At 36.2% G+C, this 21,094-nt stretch carries 18 protein-coding genes; 8 read left to right on the top strand and 10 right to left on the bottom strand.

Annotation, left to right across the window (positions count from 1 at the left end):
• Positions 1-9: 9 nt before the first annotated feature.
• A complete protein-coding gene (locus tag NITER_RS03380; protein ID WP_084275872.1) occupies positions 10-1,062 on the bottom strand; it encodes a tyrosine-type recombinase/integrase in 1,053 nt (350 codons plus the stop codon).
• Positions 1,063-1,265: 203 nt separating this feature from the next.
• On the opposite strand from NITER_RS03380, the gene NITER_RS03375 reads away from it, so the two are divergent.
• Complete coding sequence (locus tag NITER_RS03375) at positions 1,266-1,907, top strand: TetR/AcrR family transcriptional regulator (RefSeq protein WP_084275873.1); 642 nt, start codon at positions 1,266-1,268, stop codon at positions 1,905-1,907.
• On the opposite strand, the gene NITER_RS03370 is transcribed toward NITER_RS03375, so the two are convergent.
• Positions 1,885-2,391, bottom strand: a complete 507-nt coding sequence (locus NITER_RS03370) for a class I SAM-dependent methyltransferase (RefSeq protein WP_084275874.1) — start codon at positions 2,389-2,391, stop codon at positions 1,885-1,887. The two genes, NITER_RS03375 and NITER_RS03370, sit on opposite strands and share 23 nt — an antisense overlap.
• Positions 2,381-2,794, bottom strand: a complete 414-nt coding sequence (locus NITER_RS03365; protein WP_084275875.1) for a hypothetical protein — start codon at positions 2,792-2,794, stop codon at positions 2,381-2,383. Before NITER_RS03365 ends, NITER_RS03370 begins: the two co-directional genes overlap by 11 nt.
• A 68-nt stretch (positions 2,795-2,862) precedes the next feature.
• On the opposite strand from NITER_RS03365, the gene murA reads away from it, so the two are divergent.
• Positions 2,863-4,125, top strand: coding sequence for a UDP-N-acetylglucosamine 1-carboxyvinyltransferase (gene murA, locus NITER_RS03360; protein ID WP_084275876.1), 1,263 nt, complete (start codon positions 2,863-2,865; stop codon positions 4,123-4,125).
• Positions 4,126-4,128: 3 nt separating this feature from the next.
• Here the strand turns inward: murA and NITER_RS03355 are convergent, their stop codons facing one another.
• From NITER_RS03355 to htpG, 4 genes are all read right to left on the bottom strand, one after another.
• Entirely contained in the window at positions 4,129-4,509 is a 381-nt protein-coding gene (locus NITER_RS03355) for a heat shock protein transcriptional repressor HspR (protein ID WP_084275877.1), read from the bottom strand.
• The gene (locus tag NITER_RS03350) at positions 4,496-5,392 is read right to left on the bottom strand and encodes a DnaJ C-terminal domain-containing protein (RefSeq protein ID WP_084275878.1); all 897 of its coding nucleotides are present in this window, start codon (positions 5,390-5,392) and stop codon (positions 4,496-4,498) included. The genes NITER_RS03355 and NITER_RS03350 overlap by 14 nt, the downstream gene beginning before the upstream one ends.
• Positions 5,393-5,485: 93 nt before the next feature.
• Positions 5,486-5,866, bottom strand: coding sequence for a helix-turn-helix domain-containing protein (locus tag NITER_RS03345; protein WP_084275879.1), 381 nt, complete (start codon positions 5,864-5,866; stop codon positions 5,486-5,488).
• A 77-nt stretch (positions 5,867-5,943) separates the two neighbouring features.
• The gene (gene htpG / locus NITER_RS03340; RefSeq protein WP_084275880.1) at positions 5,944-7,743 is read right to left on the bottom strand and encodes a molecular chaperone HtpG; all 1,800 of its coding nucleotides are present in this window, start codon (positions 7,741-7,743) and stop codon (positions 5,944-5,946) included.
• Between the two features lie 130 nt (positions 7,744-7,873).
• Here htpG and NITER_RS03335 point away from each other — a divergent pair, with 130 nt between their 5' ends.
• Positions 7,874-9,232 carry a dynamin family protein gene (locus NITER_RS03335; RefSeq protein ID WP_084275881.1) on the top strand — a complete coding sequence of 453 codons (1,359 nt, stop codon included), beginning with the start codon at positions 7,874-7,876 and terminating at the stop codon, positions 9,230-9,232.
• Here NITER_RS03335 and NITER_RS03330 read toward each other — a convergent pair.
• Positions 9,219-10,781 carry a hypothetical protein gene (locus tag NITER_RS03330; protein WP_084275882.1) on the bottom strand — a complete coding sequence of 521 codons (1,563 nt, stop codon included), beginning with the start codon at positions 10,779-10,781 and terminating at the stop codon, positions 9,219-9,221. The genes NITER_RS03335 and NITER_RS03330 overlap by 14 nt on opposite strands.
• Positions 10,782-10,982: 201 nt before the next feature.
• Between NITER_RS03330 and NITER_RS03325 the strand changes: the two genes are divergently transcribed.
• Positions 10,983-12,131, top strand: a complete 1,149-nt coding sequence (locus NITER_RS03325; RefSeq protein ID WP_084275883.1) for a choice-of-anchor Q domain-containing protein — start codon at positions 10,983-10,985, stop codon at positions 12,129-12,131.
• Between the two features lie 47 nt (positions 12,132-12,178).
• Here the strand turns inward: NITER_RS03325 and NITER_RS03320 are convergent, their stop codons facing one another.
• The gene (locus tag NITER_RS03320) at positions 12,179-12,889 is read right to left on the bottom strand and encodes a DUF72 domain-containing protein (protein WP_084275884.1); all 711 of its coding nucleotides are present in this window, start codon (positions 12,887-12,889) and stop codon (positions 12,179-12,181) included.
• Positions 12,889-14,409, bottom strand: a complete 1,521-nt coding sequence (gene purH / locus NITER_RS03315; protein ID WP_084275885.1) for a bifunctional phosphoribosylaminoimidazolecarboxamide formyltransferase/IMP cyclohydrolase — start codon at positions 14,407-14,409, stop codon at positions 12,889-12,891. Before purH ends, NITER_RS03320 begins: the two co-directional genes overlap by 1 nt.
• A gap of 126 nt (positions 14,410-14,535) precedes the next feature.
• On the opposite strand from purH, the gene glgP (NITER_RS03310) reads away from it, so the two are divergent.
• From glgP (NITER_RS03310) to glgP (NITER_RS03295), 4 genes are read left to right on the top strand one after another with little or no spacing between them, the layout of a single operon-like run.
• Entirely contained in the window at positions 14,536-16,629 is a 2,094-nt protein-coding gene (gene glgP, locus NITER_RS03310) for an alpha-glucan family phosphorylase (RefSeq protein ID WP_084275886.1), read from the top strand.
• A complete protein-coding gene (locus tag NITER_RS03305) occupies positions 16,626-18,215 on the top strand; it encodes a phosphoglucomutase (protein ID WP_084275887.1) in 1,590 nt (529 codons plus the stop codon). The genes glgP (NITER_RS03310) and NITER_RS03305 overlap by 4 nt, the downstream gene beginning before the upstream one ends.
• Positions 18,212-19,453 (top strand): glucose-6-phosphate isomerase, encoded by a 1,242-nt coding sequence (locus NITER_RS03300; protein ID WP_084275888.1) that lies wholly within the window; start codon positions 18,212-18,214, stop codon positions 19,451-19,453. The genes NITER_RS03305 and NITER_RS03300 overlap by 4 nt, the downstream gene beginning before the upstream one ends.
• Complete coding sequence (glgP, locus tag NITER_RS03295) at positions 19,450-21,090, top strand: alpha-glucan family phosphorylase (protein WP_084275889.1); 1,641 nt, start codon at positions 19,450-19,452, stop codon at positions 21,088-21,090. Before NITER_RS03300 ends, glgP (NITER_RS03295) begins: the two co-directional genes overlap by 4 nt.
• The last annotated feature ends 4 nt before the right edge of the window (positions 21,091-21,094 follow it).

Raw genomic sequence — 21,094 nt, 5'->3', positions numbered from 1 at the left:
TCCTTCATATTATTCAATATCATCTAGTATGCTTGCAGCTTTATAGAGCCTCTCTTTATCAAAATGGGTATATATACGAGAGGTATCAAGGCTTGCATGCCCCAAACTCTCTTGCACAAGAACCAGATCTTTGCTTTTATTATAGAGTAGGGTAGCAAAAGTGTGACGCAACATATGCGCACCATTTTTCTCTTTTTTGATACCACAACTTAAAAGTATCTGCTCTACAATTCTGCTTATATATGCCTGTGTAAGTGGTTTTCCTCTACTATTACACAATAATAACCCATCTTCACATCTTCTCTTTTGCATCCACTCATCAAGATCGTTTTTAATTTTATCCGATTTTATCATAACAACTCTTATTTTATTCCCTTTGCCTACTATTTTGAGCATAAATACATTATCTTGTGGAATAATATCTTTTACCTTTAAATTGATAGCTTCACTAACACGAATTCCAGTATAAAGTATAATTTTTATTACCAGGCGGTTTCTCGCAGCTACATCACTTCTAAAAGGGTAGGTTTGCAATGCATGGAGAAATCGTGCAATCTCTTCTTCAGTCATATATACTGGAAGCTTTTGCCCAGCTTTGCCTCTTAGTCCTCCCCAGTTTTTTAATTCAATAGCATAGATATGACTATCTTCATTGTTCTTATCAATATAAGCAAAAAAATTAATCATCGCGATACGGTAGTTTTTCTTTGTAGCATCGCTTAAACCTCCAGTAGTAGAGGTCAAAAAGTCTATTATCATTTCTTCATCAATCTCTTTCATAGAAGCTAAACCAAGATTATTGAGATAGTAATAGAGCTTTTCTAATGGCTTAAAATAGGTATTAACTCCAATAAGTCCAGCGTTTCTTGCAGTTTTAGCAAGTTTTGTAAGTTCATCCATATCTTTTGTACCAAGTGTAAGTGCACGTATAACTTGAGAGAGTTTTTCTTGATCTTTTACTTGTCTATTGGACAAAGAAGTAAGCTTAAATCGTATATATCTCTCAATCCAAAAACGAAGAGTTTGGGCAAAATCATCTTTAAAATCGAGAGCATATTTCATGAAGATTCCTCTCTACAATATTTGTATTGAAAACTATAATTTTCAAACTTTTATTTCTGTTCCTATTATTATTATATAACAACTATTCTCTATTTTCTCATTAAGTGAACTTATGTTAATATATGAATTAACAATCGTTAATATATTCATTAACAGTTGTTCATATAGCTATTAACAAGTGTTCATTTATTTAAAGGAAGGCCATGGATGCGCAAATAGAGGCAATTAAAAAGGGGTCCACAAAAGAAAAAATACTTGATGCCGCCTTAGAGCTTATTGCACAAATGGGATATCAAAAAGCCTCCATGAGAAAGATAGCAAAAAAGGTTGGTTTGAGAGAGAGTGCCATCTATAATCACTATAAAAACAAAGAGGAGATATTTTTTGCGATAATGCAAAAACTTTTTGTAACAGATTTTGACAATTTTTTTCTCAAAAAACCTCCTCAAGAGCATGCACATAGAGGTAAACGCTATCTATATGAATATGTTGCTACTATCAAGCTCATTAGCTTTGATCCAAAACATGAAAAACTATTTCGCATTGTACTTTGGGAACTTATGGAAAATAGCGAAGTACGTAAGATGTTTTTGGAACACTTTTTTGATAAAAATATAAAAAATCTTGCAGAAGCTTTTTTTCTCATGATGCAAAAAGGGCTTATCAGAAGTGGAGATCCTATGCTCACTGCCCAAGAGTTTTTTGCTCCCCTCTTCTATTTTCGCATCCAAATACTTCTATTTAAAATGGAAAACAGATCTACTACACACCTATCAACAATATTTGAAAAACATGTAGATTTTTTCTGGGAAGGGGTATGTATCAACTCTTTCGAGCCAACATAAAAACTCTTTTTTCATCATCAAAAAGTTCATAATACAAAACCTCTAAATCACTAAATTGTTGCAAAAGCTCATTTTTCTCCACACAAAAGAGAAGATTCATATGTGACTTTTGTGTAAAACTTTGAAAAAAGAGCAGACCACCCTCTTGCAATGAGATAATTACATCTTGAAAGATACTGCGGTCTAAAAAATTGAGATTTAAAATGACAGTGTAATGATTTTTTGGAAATGCAAACTTTTGTATATCAGTTACATAGCAGTGGATATTCTCTATGCCTTGTATATTTTGTAATCCAACTGCAGAAATATCAACTGCATCCACCTCAAAACCATGCTCAGCTAAAAACAGAGCATTCTGCCCCATTCCAGCAGCTATATCAAGTGCTACCCCTTTTTTAGCTTTATGGAGAAATCTTTTAAGAAAATCATTTATCTGTGGCATTGTAGTTGCGTTTTTATATCGTGCATCCCATTTACTTTTCAAATTTTACTCCTAAAAGATCTTTATAGTGGTCTACACTCCTAAAACTCTTTTCCAATCTCCAACGAAGCACAAACTCAACTATTTTATCTTTGAGTATCTCTTCAATAAATTCCGCTCTACCAAAATAGCGAAGATTTATATTTCTTGTTCCTTTATCGCTCTTTTTAATTCCAATGATCTGTGCATAACGCTTCGGCTGAACCTCTCCAAGGGTCTCTCTTTGTAAAGAAATTCCCATAAGATTTATTGCAACAAAACTGAAAAGTTCATCACAATCCACTACCTTTTCGTTAAGTCCCAACTCTTCAAAAAGCTCACATACTCTCTTTTTGTTTTTTATTCTTATACTATTTGTCGTCTTTAAAGAGCTCAAAAGCTCCTCTACTCTTTTGATACTTTCCATCCTCTCTCCATAATATTAAATAATATCAAGCAGTATTGTAGTATAATTTCCTTTAAAAAAGGGGCTCTATGGATTATTTAAGGGTTAAAGGTGGTAAAAAATTACAAGGAAGTGTAGCAATTTCTGGAGCAAAAAATGCCGCGCTACCTCTTATAGCAGCTACAATCTTAGCAAAAAAAAGCGTCAAAATAGATAATCTTCCAGATGTACGTGATATTCGTACACTCCTTAAACTCTTAGATAATCTTGGAGCCAAGTATATCTACAATACCAACAGTGCACTCATTGATACTACATCCATTAACTCCACTACAGCCACTTACGATATTGTACGCACTATGCGTGCTTCTATTCTCGTATTGGGACCTCTACTTGCTCGTTTTGGCCATTGTGAAGTAAGTTTGCCTGGAGGATGCGCTATAGGTCAAAGACCTATCGATCTTCACCTCAAGGCTCTTGAGCAAATGGGAGCTTCAATTTCAATTAAAGGTGGATATGTTCACGCTCTAGCTCCAAAAGGACTAAAAGGTACTCATATAGTATTTGATAAGATCACCGTCACTGGTACAGAAAATATCCTTATGGCAGCTGCCTTAGCAAAAGGAAAAACTACAATTATCAATGCAGCAAAAGAGCCAGAGGTAGTACAACTATGTGAAGTTTTACAAAAAAGTGGTGTAGAGATTGAAGGTATAGGAAGTGATGAGCTGCAGATTACTGGAACTGATGGTGAACTGCTTGAAATAGATGCAATTCATGTGATCCCTGATCGCATAGAAGCTGGAACATATCTATGTGCTGGTGCGATTACAAACTCTCCTATTACACTCCACAACGTTTTACCCGAGCATCTTGAAAGCATTACAATCAAACTCCAACAGATGGGCTTTGGAATAGAGATTCAAGATACAAATATGACAATTCTTCCAGCCTCCAAAGTCAATCCAATTGAAATTGTTACAAGTGAATATCCTGGCTTTCCAACCGATATGCAAGCGCAGTTTATGGCTCTTGCTCTTTTAGCGCAAGGCACATCTATCATTGAAGAGCGTCTTTTTGAAAATCGCTTCATGCATGTAAGTGAGCTAAGACGCTTTGGAGCAAATATCCAACTCAAAGGCAACATTGCTACCGTTATAGGCCCTACGGAGCTTTATGGGGCTGATGTTATGGCAACAGATCTGCGAGCAAGTAGTGCCCTTGTTTTAGCGGCTCTTGCAGCACAAGGTACGAGCAATATCCACCGTATCTACCATCTTGATCGCGGATACGAAAAATTAGAATCTAAGCTCAGCAGGCTTGGGGCAGATATTGAAAGGCTCAAAGAGTAAATCTTACTCTTTCTCCTCAAAAATAATTATTTCTGTATTATAATTTTTCTTTACTACTGCCCTATTTTTGGGAACTGCCATGCCCTCTTCATATTTTTGCAGCTCACTTCGCAGATACTCTATCTCTTTTTCCATCTCTTGCATCTGCTCTTTAAGACGCAAAATAATATCCACTCCAGCTAAATTAACCCCAAGCTCTCTTGTAAGGCGTAAGATTGTTTTGATTCTATCGATATCTTTTTGTGAATAGAGTCTTGTTTTACCCTCAGTTCTTGATGGGGATATCAGCCCTTCTCTTTCATACTGCCTGAGGGTTTGTGGATGAATATTGAGTACTTTGGCCACAACACTTATAAGATAAACCGGTTCATCATACGGATGCATTTTCACCTCCTGGAAGTTTCTCCTCCATCATTTTTGCAAGCTCAGGATCGAGCTCTTCTACTTTTGGTAATACAATATTGGCTTCTAAATAGAGATCTCCTTTTGTTTTTGTCTTCCTATCCATTGCTCCAAGGCCTTTTACACGAAATTTTTGGCCACATTTAGTGTTCTTTGGAACTTTAAGGGTAATCTCTTTTTCAAGTGTATCAACTTTTACTTTCCCTCCAAACATAGCAGTTTTAAGAGGAATATCTATACGCTTGTAGAGATCGTTGCCTATGCGCTCATACTCAGGATCTTTTGCAACTTCTACTTTGAGTAAAAGATCGCCTCTTTTACCGTTGTAACTTTTACCTTTTCCACGAATGCGCAATGTATCCCCATTTTTCACGCCCGGAGGAATTCTCACATCAAAGGTCTCGCCATTTATGCTTATTGAGTGCGTTCCCCCCAAAATTGCCGTTCGAAAAGGGATAGTGATTTTTGCATGAATATCAAGGTCAGGATGTACAAACTCTTCAAAACCACCAAAACCACTAGATCTTCCAAAGCCTCCAGAGGAGAATCCGCCAAATCCACCTCCTCCAAAAATAGATCGCAAAATCTCATCGAGATCTACTCCCCCTTGAAAATTCTGCTGCGCAAAATCGTGGAAGTTTTGACCACCGAACATTGCATCACCATACTGATCATACTGCTTACGTTTTTCAGGATCGCTCAAAATTTCATAAGCAGCATTAATCTCTTTAAATTTCTCTTCACACTCTGCTTCTTTACAGATATCTGGGTGATATTTTCGTGCTAATTTTCGATAAGCTTTTTTTATTTCATCTGCAGAGGCATTTGGAGAGACACCCAATGTCTCATATAAACTTTTACTCAATGGTATCCTCCTCATAATTTTTTTATTGTGATTATAACATAAAATTTTAGTCTAAATCAATCAAATTTAGTAATATCTTTAAAGTAAAGTTTGCTAACTTTTTTTATGTTGTGCGAGACATTGCATGATACATGCAAGGATTTGTAGTCTCTCGTGTGCTGGACTCTCGCGAAAGTATCGCAGTAAAACTCTCTCTTCATCACTCAATGTTTCATAGGTATCTTGCGTACTCCCATTTTCGGAAGAGGAAACATCTTTCATAAACATCTCTCCCCTCCCCTCTAAAAGCCAATGGGGATTGAGTGAAAAAAGGGATATGAGTTTTTTTTCTATTTGCGGATTGAAACTTTTTTGTTTGCCTCTTTCAACATCACTTACCATCTGTTTATGAATACCAAGCTTTTGTGCTAGTTCACTTTGTGATAGTCCTAATTCCTGCCGTATCTTTTTTATACGATCTCCATAAGATTCCATATTGCAAACCTCTTTTTTTCTTCATTATAACATAAGAAGTAGCAAGTAAATCTTATAAGAAAGAAAGGCGAGAGGCCTTAAAGGGATTGTGAGATAAGTGTATTGAGAGCTTTTGCGGTATTTGCAGGATCATCTACTTCCATACCCTCTAATATTCTTGCTTCGTTATAGAGTAGCAGTGCTATATTTTCCACACTCTTCATATCATTTTTCAAAAGAAGCTTTGTAAATATTTCATGATGAGGATTTATCTCTAAAATCGGCTGCGGTTTCACTGCATACTCACCCATTTGCTGCAAGAGCATTGCAGTTTGATACTCTGGATCGTTTTTATCATACACAAGACATACAGGATATTCAGTTAATCTTGCTGAGAGTTTTACATCTTTTACTTTTTCTTTAAGACCCTCTTTCAATGCTCTTAACAAATCACTATATTTCGCTTCATCCAAAGATACCTCTTCAAAATCCTCATCTGCTTCTGTACTCGCAATAGATTTGAGTCTTTTTTCTTTATAACTCTCTAGTGCAGGTACTATAAGAGAATCTATATCATCACTGAAAAATATTACTTCAAAATCCTCTTTTTTGAATCTATCAAGGAGTGGAGAATCTTTTTGCTCACTCCCAATTAAATAGTAGATTGATTTTTGATGCTCTTTCATATTTTTTACATAGGTTGCAAAATCTATATAAGAATTACTCTTACTTGTTTTAAAGAGGATGAGTTCTTTGATGAGTTCTCTATTGTCAAAATCACTCAAAATCCCCTCTTTTATCACTTTTCCAAAAAGATCCCAAAACTTGATATATTTCTCTTTGTCATTCTCTTTGAGTTTTTTGAGTTCAGTAAGAATTTTTCTGATAGAAGCTTTTTTGATTTTACTCAAAACAGCATTGTACTGTAAAGTCTCTCTTGATATGTTTAATGGTAAATCTTCAGCATCAATAATCCCTCTTACAAAACGAAGATATGCTGGAAGAAGGTCTCTATCTTGCATAATGAAAACATTTTTGACATAGAGTTTTACTCCAGGCTCATAATCAGCTCTAAAAAGATCAAATGGTCTTACACTTGGAATATAAAAGAGTGTAGTATATTCCAATGTTCCTTCAGCTTTTGTATGTATCCAAAAGAGTGGATCTTGCATATCGTGGGATAAAGTTTTATAAAACTCTTTATACTCCTCTTCTTTTATTTCGCTCTTATTAAGTTTCCAAAGAGCTTTTGCACTATTAATCTGCTCCTCTTTGTCACCTTTTTTGAGATAGATTTTATATGGGATATGATCGCTATATTTTTTGACTATCTCTTTAATACGCCACTCATCCAAAAACTCTTTAGCATCTTCGCGTAGATAAAGGATTACATCGGTTCCGTGAGTTTCTCGCTTTGCTTCATCAACTTCAAACTCACCACTTGCCTCACTCACCCATATCCAGGCCTTCTCATCCCCTGCTTTTCTTGATACTACCTCTACTCTCTTTGCAACCATAAAAGCACTGTAGAACCCTACTCCAAATTGGCCGATAAGATTTTCTTTCTGCTTATTCTCTTCTAACTCTTCCAAAAATTTCTTTGTCCCACTCTTTGCAATTGTACCGAGGTTTTCAATCAAATCTACATCATCCATTCCTATACCATTGTCACTCACAATAAGTCTCTTTTCAATCTCATCTAAAGTGATTGTAATTTTTGGCTCAGCAACAAACTCTTTATATTTCTCTTCAGTTAGACTCAATAGATGCAGTTTATCGATTGCATCAGAAGCGTTTGAGATGAGTTCTCGCAAAAATATCTCTTTATTAGTATAGAGTGAGTGAATAACAATATGTAAAAGTTTACTTACTTCTGCTTCAAAATGGTGTTTTGCCATATACACCTCCTCAAAATTTTTTTGAAGATTTTATCATATTTAGTCATATTGTATCAAGTTTTCTTCATTAAATTACTAAATTGCATCGGATTTATCGTTTTGCTATACTTTAAAACAAAAAAGGAAGTAAATGACTCCAAAAGAGCGCTATATAAAACTCAAAGAGCATTTAGCTGAGGAAAATCCTCTTCTTGTTGAGGTCATTGATAGATATAGAGATCTTGATACTATTGCGAGGAGTATTGGCTTTTTAGATAAAAATGAAACATATACTGCATCAATATCTTGGTGGCCTCTGATTGCAATACTTGGTACATTTAGTGCAGGAAAGTCAAGTTTTATTAATGAATATCTTGGGAAAAAGGTGCAAAATACCGGAAATCAAGCAGTAGATGATAAATTTACTGTTATTTGCTATTCTAAAAACGAGGAGATCACGACTCTTCCTGGAGTAGCCCTAGATGCAGATCCCCGTTTTCCTTTTTATAATATCTCGACGCAGATAGAAAAGCTTGATCCAAATGATAAAAATATTAATCGCTACCTCCAACTTAAAGCTGTAAAGAGTGACAAAATCAAAGGAAAAATCCTCATAGATTCTCCTGGATTTGATGCAGATGTGCAAAGAGATGCAATCCTTCGTATTACAAGTCATATAATAGATCTCTCCGATTTAGTGCTTATCTTTTTTGATGCTCGTCATCCAGAACCTGGTGCTATGCGTGACACTCTCAATCATCTTGTACAAACAGCTATTACCCATACTGATGCAGATAAAGTTCTCTATATACTCAATCAGATTGATACCTGTGCAAAAGAGGATAATCTTGAAGAGATTATAGGTGCTTGGCAAAGAGCACTGAGTCAAAAAGGAATTGTAAGCGGAAAGTTTTATGCAATCTACAATGAGTCATTAGCACATATAGAGGATCCAGAACTTGCCCAACGGCTTAAAAAGAAAAAGGATGAAGATCTCAGCGCAATAACTGAAAAAATGGAAAAAGTTATTATCGATAGGGCTTATCGGATAGCAAAAAATATTGAAACACGAGCAAAAGAGATCATTGAGCAGATTGAACCTTTAAAAGAAAAACTCTCGACTTTTAAAATTACAATGCTTGTTATTGATATAGTTCTTATAGTAATAGTTGGCGGAATTTCTTATTATCTTGCAAACATAATCGATTTTTCTTACAGCAATTACCTTTTTATTTTCCTATTCTTTCTTATATTTCTTACAGCACATTTTAAATTAAAATCTGTAATATCTTCTTATATGAGTAAGAAAATAGAAAATAGTACAATAAAAAAGGCTTTTATAAAACATACACGTTGGGTAAAACCCTATTTACTTGCAGGTAGCTTTCTCAATAGAAAAAAGATTGAAGAAAAGCTCTCTTCTCTTATTAATGCTTCAAAACACTTCATCCAAAAACTCAATGATCAATACATAAATTTAAAAAAAGAGGAGCATATTACGGAAGCTTGAAAGCTTCTTGCTCTAATAGTTTAATAGTCTCATAGTTATTAAATTCACACAACGTAACATCTTTATGTAAGAATTTTTGGAGATAGTAGTAAGCTATCGCAGCTTCACTAAATTTATTAAGTCTCTCTTTGGAAAACTGCTCAAAATCATCATATCCACTTTGCAAAAAATCTTCTATTATTATTCTCAACATAATTCCAAGATTGCGCAGTGGAACAGCCCAAAATATCAATCTTGCAGCCTTTTTTCCTGTAGTATATTCTCCACCTAGATAGAGTCTTACACCTCTTTCAATCTCCCCAAAAAGGTTTGTGCGTATGCCCACAAGTCCAATATCAGCCAAAATATGTCTTCCACACCCCTTTAAGCATCCACTATACCCTACTCTAATATTGTATTTTTCTAAAAGATCTAACGGTAAATCAGCAGCTTTACTCTTTGTATCAAAAAGCGAGTAGATGCAATAGCGCTCCCCAGCACAAACCAAAACTGTACTATTTTGTGAGCGATGAGAAAGGAGTCTCTCTTTTTGTAGTAGATGTAAGAAATAGACATTTTGATCTATGCCTATTCTTACTTCATACTTTTGTGCTAATGTTAATACTTTTTCAAACTCTTCCCAAGAGATTTCACCAAATTTTGTTTTCCATCGAAAGGCAAACGTATTATCTTTAAGTTGAAAGAAATCTTCAGTATTCTTATATTTTCTTACTAAAGCCTTGCCTCTTGTAAGAAAATTATTTTTATAGAACTCTTCCATCTTACTCTTGAAACCTTCTATACCTATTTCTTGTAAGAGATGATACAACCTCGTTTTGGTACGCGAGCTTCGTAAACCATACTTTTTAAATGCTTGTATTATTGCACCAAAAATATCCGCTACCTCATGGGGAGGTACGAAAATGTCTGCATCTTGTGCTAATTCACTGTTTTTTCCTCCTAAATAAAGGTTGAATCCATACACACCATCTTTTAATGCTAATGCAAAATAGCAATCATTTCCAAAAAATGGTTGAGGAGAGGAAAGATTTCCACTTATTGCTGTATTGAATTTTCTTGGAATCATACCTATAAATTCCTCTTTCTTCAAAAAAAGATCTTGCATCTTTAGAATAAGTGGATAGACTTCAATGATACTATCCTCCCCTACTCCATCAAGAGGATGTGTGATGATATTGCGAAAATTATCAGTGAGCGTTTGAAAAGAGGTTACACCTCTTTTTTCTAACTCTTTATGGATTGCGAGGAGCTGAAAAAAATCTAAATCATGGAGCTCTATTTGGGAGCGCGCAGTAAGTAAAATTTTTGGTTTAAACTCTTTTGCACTCTCAAATATTGCATCCAGTTGCGCTTTTGTAATACGCCCTCCTGGTATACGTAGGCGCAGCATAAATTTATCTGGACGCAATTTAGTATTGTAGATCCCAAAATTTTTTAAATAAAATCTATCTGCTTCAGTGAGATTTGTTGGATCTAGCTTCTCTATTTTTTGATAAAACTTTGCTGGCTTGAGTGAAAGTTTTAATTTTTCAATCTTATTAAGCTTCATGAATCAACTCTTGTAATTATAATGCATTTTAATTGCTACTCCACATGCAGTACTATCAAATATAATATGTAAATTATAATGTAAATTATATAATAAAACTCAATGACCAATTTATCAATCTAAAAAAAGAAGATTAATTAAGTTTATTATAAATTTTTTATTATACAATGTATTAATTTAAAATTTTCAAGGGAGACTGTTATGAAAACAGCAAGATTGTTAGTTTTTGCAATTTTCTTTATTTTTACATCTTCAGCTATGGCTGCTACATGGTATGTAAAAACAGATGGAAGTGATACAAACGGTGGAACTTCATGGACTGATGCATTTGCCACTATCCAAAAAGCGATAGATTCTGCATCAGATGGAGATGAGATATGGGTGGCGAAAGGAACATATACTCTATCAAGCCAAATCAATGTCAATAAGGCTGTTGGTATTTATGGAGGTTTTAATGGTACAGAAAGCCAAAGAAATCAAAGAGACTGGCAGGCTAACAAAACAATAGTTGATGGAAATAACAGTGTGAGATGTTTCTATATAACTGCTGGTGCAACGTTGGATGGATTTAATATAACGAAGGGACACACTCAGGAAAATGGAGGTGGGATATATAATAACTCCATACCTAATCCTCCTTTAATAAGAAACTGCAATATATATAACAACACAGCTCACAGAGGTGGAGGAATACGTAATGAGAGTACTCATACAAGCATTATAAACTGTAATATACATAGTAATACCGCTGTTTTAGATGGAGGTGGGATTGGAAATGGGAATTCCGCTCCAAAAATAATAAATTCCAACATATTTAACAATATAGCTGAAGATGGTGGTGGAATCAAAAATACTCTTTCATCACCTACTATAACTAACTGCAACATATACAATAATACCGCTACTCATAGTGGTGGTGGAATATATAATACTAGTAGTTCACATTCTACCATTACAAACACTATTATATGGGCGAACAGTAATGATCAGATTTATAATTATCATTCAACTATAACAGTCACCTATTCCGATATCGAGGGAGGCTATACAGGTACAGGAAATATAGACGAAGATCCAAAATTTGTAGATCCTGCAAATGGAGATTTTCATTTACAACCAAATTCTCCATGTATAAATAAAGGAAATAACAATGCTCCTGCGCTTCCTCCAACAGATTTTGAAGGTGATCCAAGAATTATAGATGGAATTGTTGATATAGGAGCAGATGAGTTTAAAAGTTTAGTTGCTTCTGTTTCTGTACCAGCTATGAATGTATATGGTCTAATCTTGTTTATTATTTTTACAGCAAGCTCATCTTTGTTTTACATAAGAAGAAGATTGAGTTTATAAAATCAAGATACTTATATGGCGGATATAAATCATATCCGCCAAAATTTTTATTTAAGATCTAATAATTTTTTCAATTCTAAAGCATTTTTGATTGCTGCGCCGCTTGCGGTATTATCAAAAATAACTACTTTATCTGTTGCTCTCAATGCCTTTACTCTATCTGCTAAATTTTGTAAAAACCCTTTTGTATATTCACTATAGTAGATCTTTGGAGATCCATGCAATCGAAAATATGCGAACTCTTCATATCCACCCGGTTCACTATCGAACACAAATTTTGGAGGATCAGATGCAACCCTTGCAATTTGTAATTCTTTTAAAAGTTTATCACTCTTTTTCCAACTCTCATGCCTTGCCTCTAATGCAATATATCCACTAAATATTTCTCGTAACTTTTCAAAAAAACTCTTTGCAACATTCTCATTAAACTCCAAAGATGGAGGCAGTTGTACTAAGAGTGCAAAAAATTTTGATCCCAAATTTTTCAATGTTTCAATATGTTCTTCAAGCCCTTGGGTAGATTGGAGTTTATGAAAATGTGTAAAACTTCTATTGAGCTTAGCGCTAAATTTGAAACTAGGAGGTGTTTGCTCACTCCATTTTTGCAAAGTGGAAGCACGAGGGAGTCTATAAAAAGTCCGGTTTATCTCTGTAATAGTAAATTTTTTTGCATAACGCTCTAGATGTGTTCCCTCACTTGGAAAGAGATGAGCATACACCTTTGGTATGCTCCATCCAGCAGTGCCTATGTAAGTCATTAGTGTAAAAAGTGCCTTACACCAGTAAAGTAAAGGGCAATGCCATGCTCGTTGGCAGCTTCTATCACCTCATCATCCCTGATGCTTCCACCAGGCTCTACAATCGCTTTGATTCCGGCTTTGGCCGCCTCATCCACGCTGTCTCTAAATGGAAAAAAAGCTTCGCTTGCCATTGCTGCGCCTTTTACATCGATGCCAAGCTCCTCAGCTTTTTTGAGTGCGCATTTTGCCGCATCCACTCTACTCGTCATTCCCATACCGATTGCCACAAGCGCTCCATCTTTAACGTATGCTACGCAGTTTGATTTGGTAAGAGCAGCAATTTTGTATGCCATCAAAAGATCTTTTTTATCTTCTACCCCTACAATACTGACCTGCTTTGCTTCCAACACCTCTTCGTCCTTGACAAAGTCGGCTGTTTGATAGACAAAACCGCCTTCAATATGTTTAAAATCATACATATCACCGCTGATCTCAAGTTCAGCCTGTCCAAGATCAAAGAGCTTGATGCGTTTTTTGTTTGCAAATACTTCTTGCGCCTCTTGGGTTATCTTTCCAGCAATCAATACTTCTACGAAAATTTTATTGATCTCTTCAGCAAGTTCTTTTGTCACCACACCATTGACTGCTACTACCCCGCCAAATGCGCTCACTGGGTCTGCCGCAAGCGCTTTTTGCCATGAAGTAATGAGATCTTCTTTGAGAGCGGCTCCACAAGGATTGCCATGTTTGACGATAACGACGCTTCCCTTTCCAAGGCTTACTGCAATCTTGGTTGCTGCATTGATGTCTGTGAGGTTATTGAAGCTTGGCTCACCTTTTAAAATATTAAGCTCATTGTAAAAATCTTCAAACTCGTACAGAGCTCCCTTTTGATGCGGGTTCTCTCCATAGCGCGTATTAAATACTTTTTTGCCAACAATAAACTGTTTGTTACCAAATCCTTCGTTAAATCGCTCATTCATATAGTTTGCGATAGTCGCGTCGTACTGAGCCGTATGTTCATACGCTTTTATCATGAGCTCTCTTCGAAATTCAAGTGTATTTTTATTCTCTTTTAAAGCCATCAAAACTTTGTCATAATCGTTAGGATCCGTTACGATAATCACACTCTCAAAATTTTTGGCTGCACTCCTTACCATCGTTGGTCCGCCAATATCGATATTTTCGATAATCTCTTCAAAATTATCTGTGCGCTCTATTGTCTCTTTGAATGGATAGAGATTAACACATACAAGATCTATTGGCTCAATGCCCAGTTTCTTTGCTTCCTCTACATGGTCAGGTTTATTTCTTCTATAAAGTATTCCTCCATGCACATAAGGATTGAGAGTTTTTACCCTTCCTTCAAAACACTCTGGGAAATTTGTAATTTCACTGATTTCTGTTACTTCAAGTCCTGCATCTTTTAAAACTCTCCAAGTACCTCCTGTACTGACGATCTCAAACCCAAGATCAATCAATCCTTTTGCAAAATCAACAATCCCCGTTTTATCACTAACACTGAGTAATGCTCGCATGCATACGCCTTTTTTATTTTAATTATAACGATTTCTATCTTACACTACCCTATGAGAGGAGCTTTTAATCAAAATGTAATCTTGAGAGAGTATAATTTGTTTAATGACGAGTATAAGGCTGGAGTAATGAACGATCCATCTCTCTCTATTCAAATTCCTTATCTTCCAGATGAGCTTGCAGGCCTTCAAGAAATTGCTCTCAATCTTTGGTGGAGTTGGAATGCTAGAGCAAGACATCTTTTTCGTACAATTGATCCCTATTTATGGAAAGAGACTGTTCATAATCCCATTAAACTTCTTCGCCAGCTTACGCAAAAAGATTATGAAAGACTTTTGAAAAATGAAGATTTTTTAAAAGAGTATCACTATGTGTATGCTCTTTTCAAACAATATATGCAAATCTCCGCTCCTCCAATAGGAGAGACTATTGCCTACTTTTGTGCTGAGTATGGGCTCCATCGCTCACTTCCCATCTACTCTGGGGGTCTTGGCTTTTTAGCTGGTGATATTTTAAAAGAAGCAAGTGATATGAATCTTCCAATGGTAGGCATTGGCTTTATGTATCCAGGGGGATATGTGCATCAAGTTATTGGAAGCGATGGTTGGCAAAAGGGAGAGAATGAAACAATAGAAAAAGAGATAGCACCAATAGAAAAGGTTATAGATAAAGATGGCAACCAGCTCATCATCCAAGTTCCTCACATCACACCTGCAGTTTATATAGCAGTTTGGAAAGTAAATGTTGGAAGAATAAGTTTGTATCTATTAGATACCGATATTGAGCAAAATGATCCATGGGATCGTATGATTAGTTATCGCCTCTACACTTCCGATATGCATCAAAGACTCCGACAGCAGATTGTTTTAGGTGTTGGAGGTCATGCAGTACTGGAAAATCTTGGGATTGATTTTTCTATTTTGCATCTCAATGAAGGACATCCAGCATTTGCCCTCTTTGAGAGACTGCGTTTTTTTATGGAAAACCAGAATCTCAATTTTCAAGAATCTGTGCAAAAAGTAAAACAAACTTCCATATTTACAACACATACTCCATTGATGGCTGCTACTGACGTATATCAATTCGATATGGTAGGAAGCTACTTTTTGGCTTTTGCACAAAAACTTGGTATTGATCTGCATGATTTGCTCTCTTTTGGCATAGATCCAGCCAATCCTGCAAATGGATTTAATATGACAGTACTGGCACTCAAACTTTGTGAATATAAAAACGGAGTAAGTAAAAAACATCAAAAGGTTGCATCACAAATTTGGCAAAAGATTTTAGAAGCAGAAAATTCTAAAATCGAAGCAATTACTAATGGAGTGCATCTGAGTACATGGCTTGATGGAGATTTAGAAAAAGAACTTGATAGAACGCTTGGGAGTGAATGGTGTGAATTTCAAGATGATCCTGATATATGGTTTAAGGTAGGTGATATTGATGAACTATTTATATGGCAGATGCATATGCAAAACAAATATGATATGCTCAATTTCATTAAAGAAAAATGCCGCAAAAAATGGGCTGGAGGCACTATTGATCCTATGGTGCTTTTAGCTGAAGGTATTTTACTCGATCCTGAAGTACTTACTATCGGTTTTGCAAGAAGAATGACAGAGTATAAACGGCCTGATCTTATTTTATATGATCTTCATAAATTAGAGCAAATCGTCAATAACTCTTCTCGCCCTGTTCAAATTATTTTTGCAGGCAAAGCGCATCCAGCAGATATCCCAGGAAAGCAGATTATTCAGAAGATTTTTAATGTAGCAAAAGATCCGAAATTTCAAGGAAGGATTGCCTTTGTGGAAGATTATGGTGAAGAGCTTGCAAAATATATGGTCAAAGGGTGTGATATATGGCTAAATAATCCCAAACTTCCTCTTGAAGCATGTGGTACAAGTGGTATGAAAGCTTCTATAAATGGCGTATTGCACTGCTCTACCCTTGATGGTTGGTGGCCAGAAGGGTACAACGGCAAGAATGGCTGGGCGTTTGGAACAGATCCAAGTGATGATGCAAAAGATGCTAACGAGCTATATGATTTACTAGAAAATGAGATAGTACCTCTCTATTATGATCAAAATGAAAAAGGAATCCCAAAAGGATGGACGAAAATGATGAAAGAGGCTATCAAAAGCGTAGCTCCCCATTTTAGTGCCAGGCGTATGATGAAAGAGTACAAAAACAAATTTTATGAGAGGATAGCCAAAGGATGAAAAGATTAATCCCTGGAAAAAAAGCCCCAAAAGATATTTTGATAGATACGGCAAAACTGGTGAGCGAATATTTTTATATCAAAAAAGATCTTGTCCCAGTAAAATTTGGTACAAGTGGTCACAGAGGGAGCGCTCGCAGAAGGAGTTTCAATGAGTCTCATATTTTAGCTATTTCTCAAGCAATCTGCAACTACAAAAAAAGAAGCGGTACGCAAGAGATCATCATCGGAATCGACACCCATGCCCTCTCAACTCCTGCGCAAATGAGTGCTTTGCGTGTATTTGCTGCAAATGGCATAGAAGTGATCCATACAGACAAGTTCACCCCTACTCCATTAGTCTCTTTTACAATATTAGAGAAGAACAAGAAAGGTAAAAAATGTGATGGAATTGTCTTGACTCCTTCACACAATCCACCAGAAGATGGAGGATACAAATATAATCCTCCAAACGGGGGGCCAGCAGATACAGATATAACGGCTGTCATAGAAAAAGATGCAAATGCGATCTTGCAAAATGGCTCTTTCAATGCAATCGATTATGAAGAGGCTTTGGAAAAGGAGCATATTAAAAAAGAGGACTTCATTACTCCTTATGTAGAGTCTTTGGGTGAGATAGTCGATATGGAAGCGATCCAAAAAAGTGGACTTAAGCTCTGTGCCGATGCACTGGGCGGATCGACAATGCAAGTATATGAAAAAATTAAAGAATACTATAATCTCGATATGGATCTTCGTCACAATTACGTAGATTATCGCTTCTCTTTTATGAGTCTTGATCATGATGGCAAGATACGCATGGACTGTTCAAGCCCTTATGCTATGGCCTCTTTATTAGAGATAAAAGATAGGTATGATGTAGCCTTTGCAAATGACACGGACGGTGATAGGCATGGAATCGTTACACCAATTGGGGGCTTAATGAATCCAAACCACTTTTTAAGCGTTGCTATATGGTATCTTTTTACACACCGCAACTGGCCAAAAGATCTCAAAGTTGGAAAAACATTTGTCTCAAGCTCCATGATTGATCGTGTAGCAAAATCATTGGGAGTAGAAGTGTATGAGACGCCTGTTGGATTTAAATGGTTCGCCAAGGGACTGTATGAAGGATGGCTTGGATTTGCTGGAGAAGAGAGCGCAGGAGCAAGTTTTTTACGAAGAGATGGGAGTGTCTGGACAACTGATAAAGATGGTATTATCATGGCGCTTTTGGCAGCAGAAATCAAAGCAAAAAGCAAAGACCCAGCCCTCCTCTATCAAGATCTTGAAGTAAAGTTTGGCAAAAGTTACTATGAAAGAATAGATATTCCAGCAAATGAAGAGACCCGATCAAAGATAAAATCGATTGATCCTCAAAAGCTTGGTCTTAAAGTCTTGGCGGGAGAGAGTATTAAAGATATTTTTACCCAAATTAATGGCATGAGTGTTGGTGGCATAAAAATCGTTACAGAAAATGGATGGATTGCCCTACGGCCATCTGGAACAGAAGATATCTATAAAATCTATGCAGAGAGTTTTCTCTCTCCCAAACATCTCAAACTCCTCCAAGAAGAAGCACAAAATATAGTAAGGAAATTGATATGAATAGTTACCATCTCGACTATCCACTCGAAGTTGATAGTGATATTAAAAACCTCATGGCAAACGCATTTGGTGCATTAGTGCATGAAAAAGAGCAAGGAGTTACAGGTTATTACAACCTCCCTGAAGAGTCTGGGCTCATTGTAGAAGAGATCAAAAAACGAGAGCTTGATCAAAAATTTGACAGAATAGTAGTCATTGGTATAGGGGGCTCCTCTTTGGGAACTAAGGCAGTCGATCATTTTTTGCGATACAAAAAAGTTCATAGGCCAATCTATTTTTTAGAAAATCCAGATCCAGTAGCAATTCGCCATCAATTTGAGCAGATTCCAAAAGAAAATACTCTCTTTATCATCGTATCAAAATCAGGTACAACCATTGAGACTATCTCCATCTTTAAAACGGCTCTTGCTCACTACAAAATCGATCTTGCTAAAGATAATGAGCAGCTAATGGTAATTACCGATATAGACTCACCTCTGCATCTTTTTGCCCAGGAGTATGGAATTGAGAGTTTTGCTATTCCTAAAAATGTAGGTGGGCGTTTTTCTGTTATGAGTGCTGTTGGCATCGTCCCTTTGAGCATTGCTGGATATGATACTCTAGGCTTTTTGGAAGGTGCAAAAGGGATGTTTGAGCGCTTCTTCATGCTTCACGAAGAGCATATATTGCAAAAAGCTGCTTTTATCTACAAAAACTGGCAGCAATACAGTATGAATGTACTCTTTTCCTATGCCGATGAGTTGGAAAACTTTAATAAATGGTATGTACAGCTTTGGGGTGAGTCTCTTGGTAAAAAAGATCCAGCAGGCAACCCTGTGGGCACTACTCCCATTGCACATATTGGTTCAGTTGATCAACACTCCTTTTTGCAACTTGTGATGGAAGGTCCAAAAGATAAAACCCTTACATTTATCTGCATTGAAAATTTCGAAGAGGAGATTGCTATCCCCGATATATCACTACCACACCTTGCAAAAACAGATTTTGTTAATGGTGCTCTATTTAATCGCTTACTCAATGAAGAGTGCAAAGCGACGATGGAAAGTGTCAAGGGACAAGGAGTCCCTACCGATAAAATAGTGCTTCCTTTTATCAATGAAGATAGTATTGGAGAACTTATGGCTTATTATGAGCTTTTGACCTCCTTGGTTGGTGCGATGTTTGGGATCAATACATACAATCAACCAGGAGTTGAACTTGGCAAACAGATCTTAAAAACAAGGTTTATGCAAAAATGAGACTTCATCACTATCAAATCGATCCACAATATAAAACAAGTGTTGCTTATTTTTCTATGGAGTTTGCTATTGATCAAGCATTCAAAACATATAGCGGGGGGCTTGGTTTTTTGGCAGGTTCACACATGCGAAGTGCCGCAGAACTTCGCCAAAATATTGTTGGTATTGGGATGCTTTGGAGCTATGGGTATTATGATCAAAGTAGATATGAAGATAATACTTTAAAGGTTGAATTTAGAAGAAAGTTTTACTACTTTTTGCAAGAGACAAACATTGTTGTTGATGTCATGATTAATGGCAAACCTGTGAAGGTCAAAGCCTATCTGCTACCAGGAGATGTCTTTGGAACAGCTCCAGTCATACTGCTTACTACCGATATTTTTGAAAATGATTATTTGAGTCAAACAATATCCCACAAGCTCTATGATATCAATGAAGAGACAAGAATTGCTCAAGAGATTGTATTGGGGATTGGTGGATTAAAAGTTTTAGAAAAACTGGGATGTAATATTGATATATATCATATGAATGAAGGACACTCACTGCCTTTAGCCTTTGCTCTTTACCAAAGATATAAGAGTATCGATGAAGTTAAAAAACGTCTAGTTTTTACCACTCATACTCCAGAGATGGCAGGAAATGAGGAGCACAATATTGATTTACTAGCAAAAATGGGATTTTTTGACGGCATGAGTGCTACAGAAGTACAAAATCTCCTTGCTATGTATGATACAAACTTCTCTTTAACTGTAGGAGCTTTGAAACTCTCCAAACGATCTAATGCTGTGTCTAAAATTCATGAAAAAGTCTCCAATCAGATGTGGTCCCATGTTGAAGGAAAAAGCGAGATTATTAGTATCACTAATGCGCAAGATATGAACTACTGGGCAGACAAGCAACTGCTTAGCTGGATGCAAGAGCACGAAGAGTATCAGCTCATAGGACGTAAAAAACATCTCAAGCATAAACTCTTTGAAGAGGTAGCAGACCAAACAGGTAAACTCTTTGATCCAGATGTTTGTACACTTGTATGGGCTAGGCGATTTGCTGAGTACAAACGTCCAAAATTACTTGTTCACGATATTGAACGATTTCGAAAGCTTGTACAAAATAGTGAGTACCCTATTCAGATTATATGGGCAGGCAAACCTTATCCATTCGATACCAATGCTATTGAAGCTTTCAATGAACTTGTACTTTTAAGCAAAGAGTTTAAAAATGTAGCTGTTCTCATAGGCTATGAACTACGACTCTCCAAACTTTTAAAACAAGGAAGTGATCTCTGGCTCAACACTCCAAGATGGGGAAGAGAGGCAAGTGGCACAAGTGGTATGAGTGCCGGAGTCAATGCAAGCATCAATTTCTCTATCGATGATGGATGGATTGCAGAATTTGCACAAGATGGACAAAACGCTTTTGTCATTCCTCATGCAGAACCAAATCTACCAATAGAGCAGATAGATAGCCAAGACTACGAAACCTTGATGGATAAACTCGAATCTACTATTTTACCAATGTATTATAACAATCAAAAAAAGTGGATAGAAATTGCCCAAAACGGCATGAGAGACATTTTACACAAATTCGATAGTACTAGAATGGCAGATGAGTATTATAAGAAAATGTATACCTACTAAGGAG

This window comes from Nitratiruptor tergarcus DSM 16512, from assembly GCF_027946175.1.
GTDB lineage: Bacteria > Campylobacterota > Campylobacteria > Campylobacterales > Nitratiruptoraceae > Nitratiruptor > Nitratiruptor tergarcus.
Note: the sequence above shows the minus strand (reverse complement) of the source record. Positions and strands in the feature narration are given on the sequence as shown.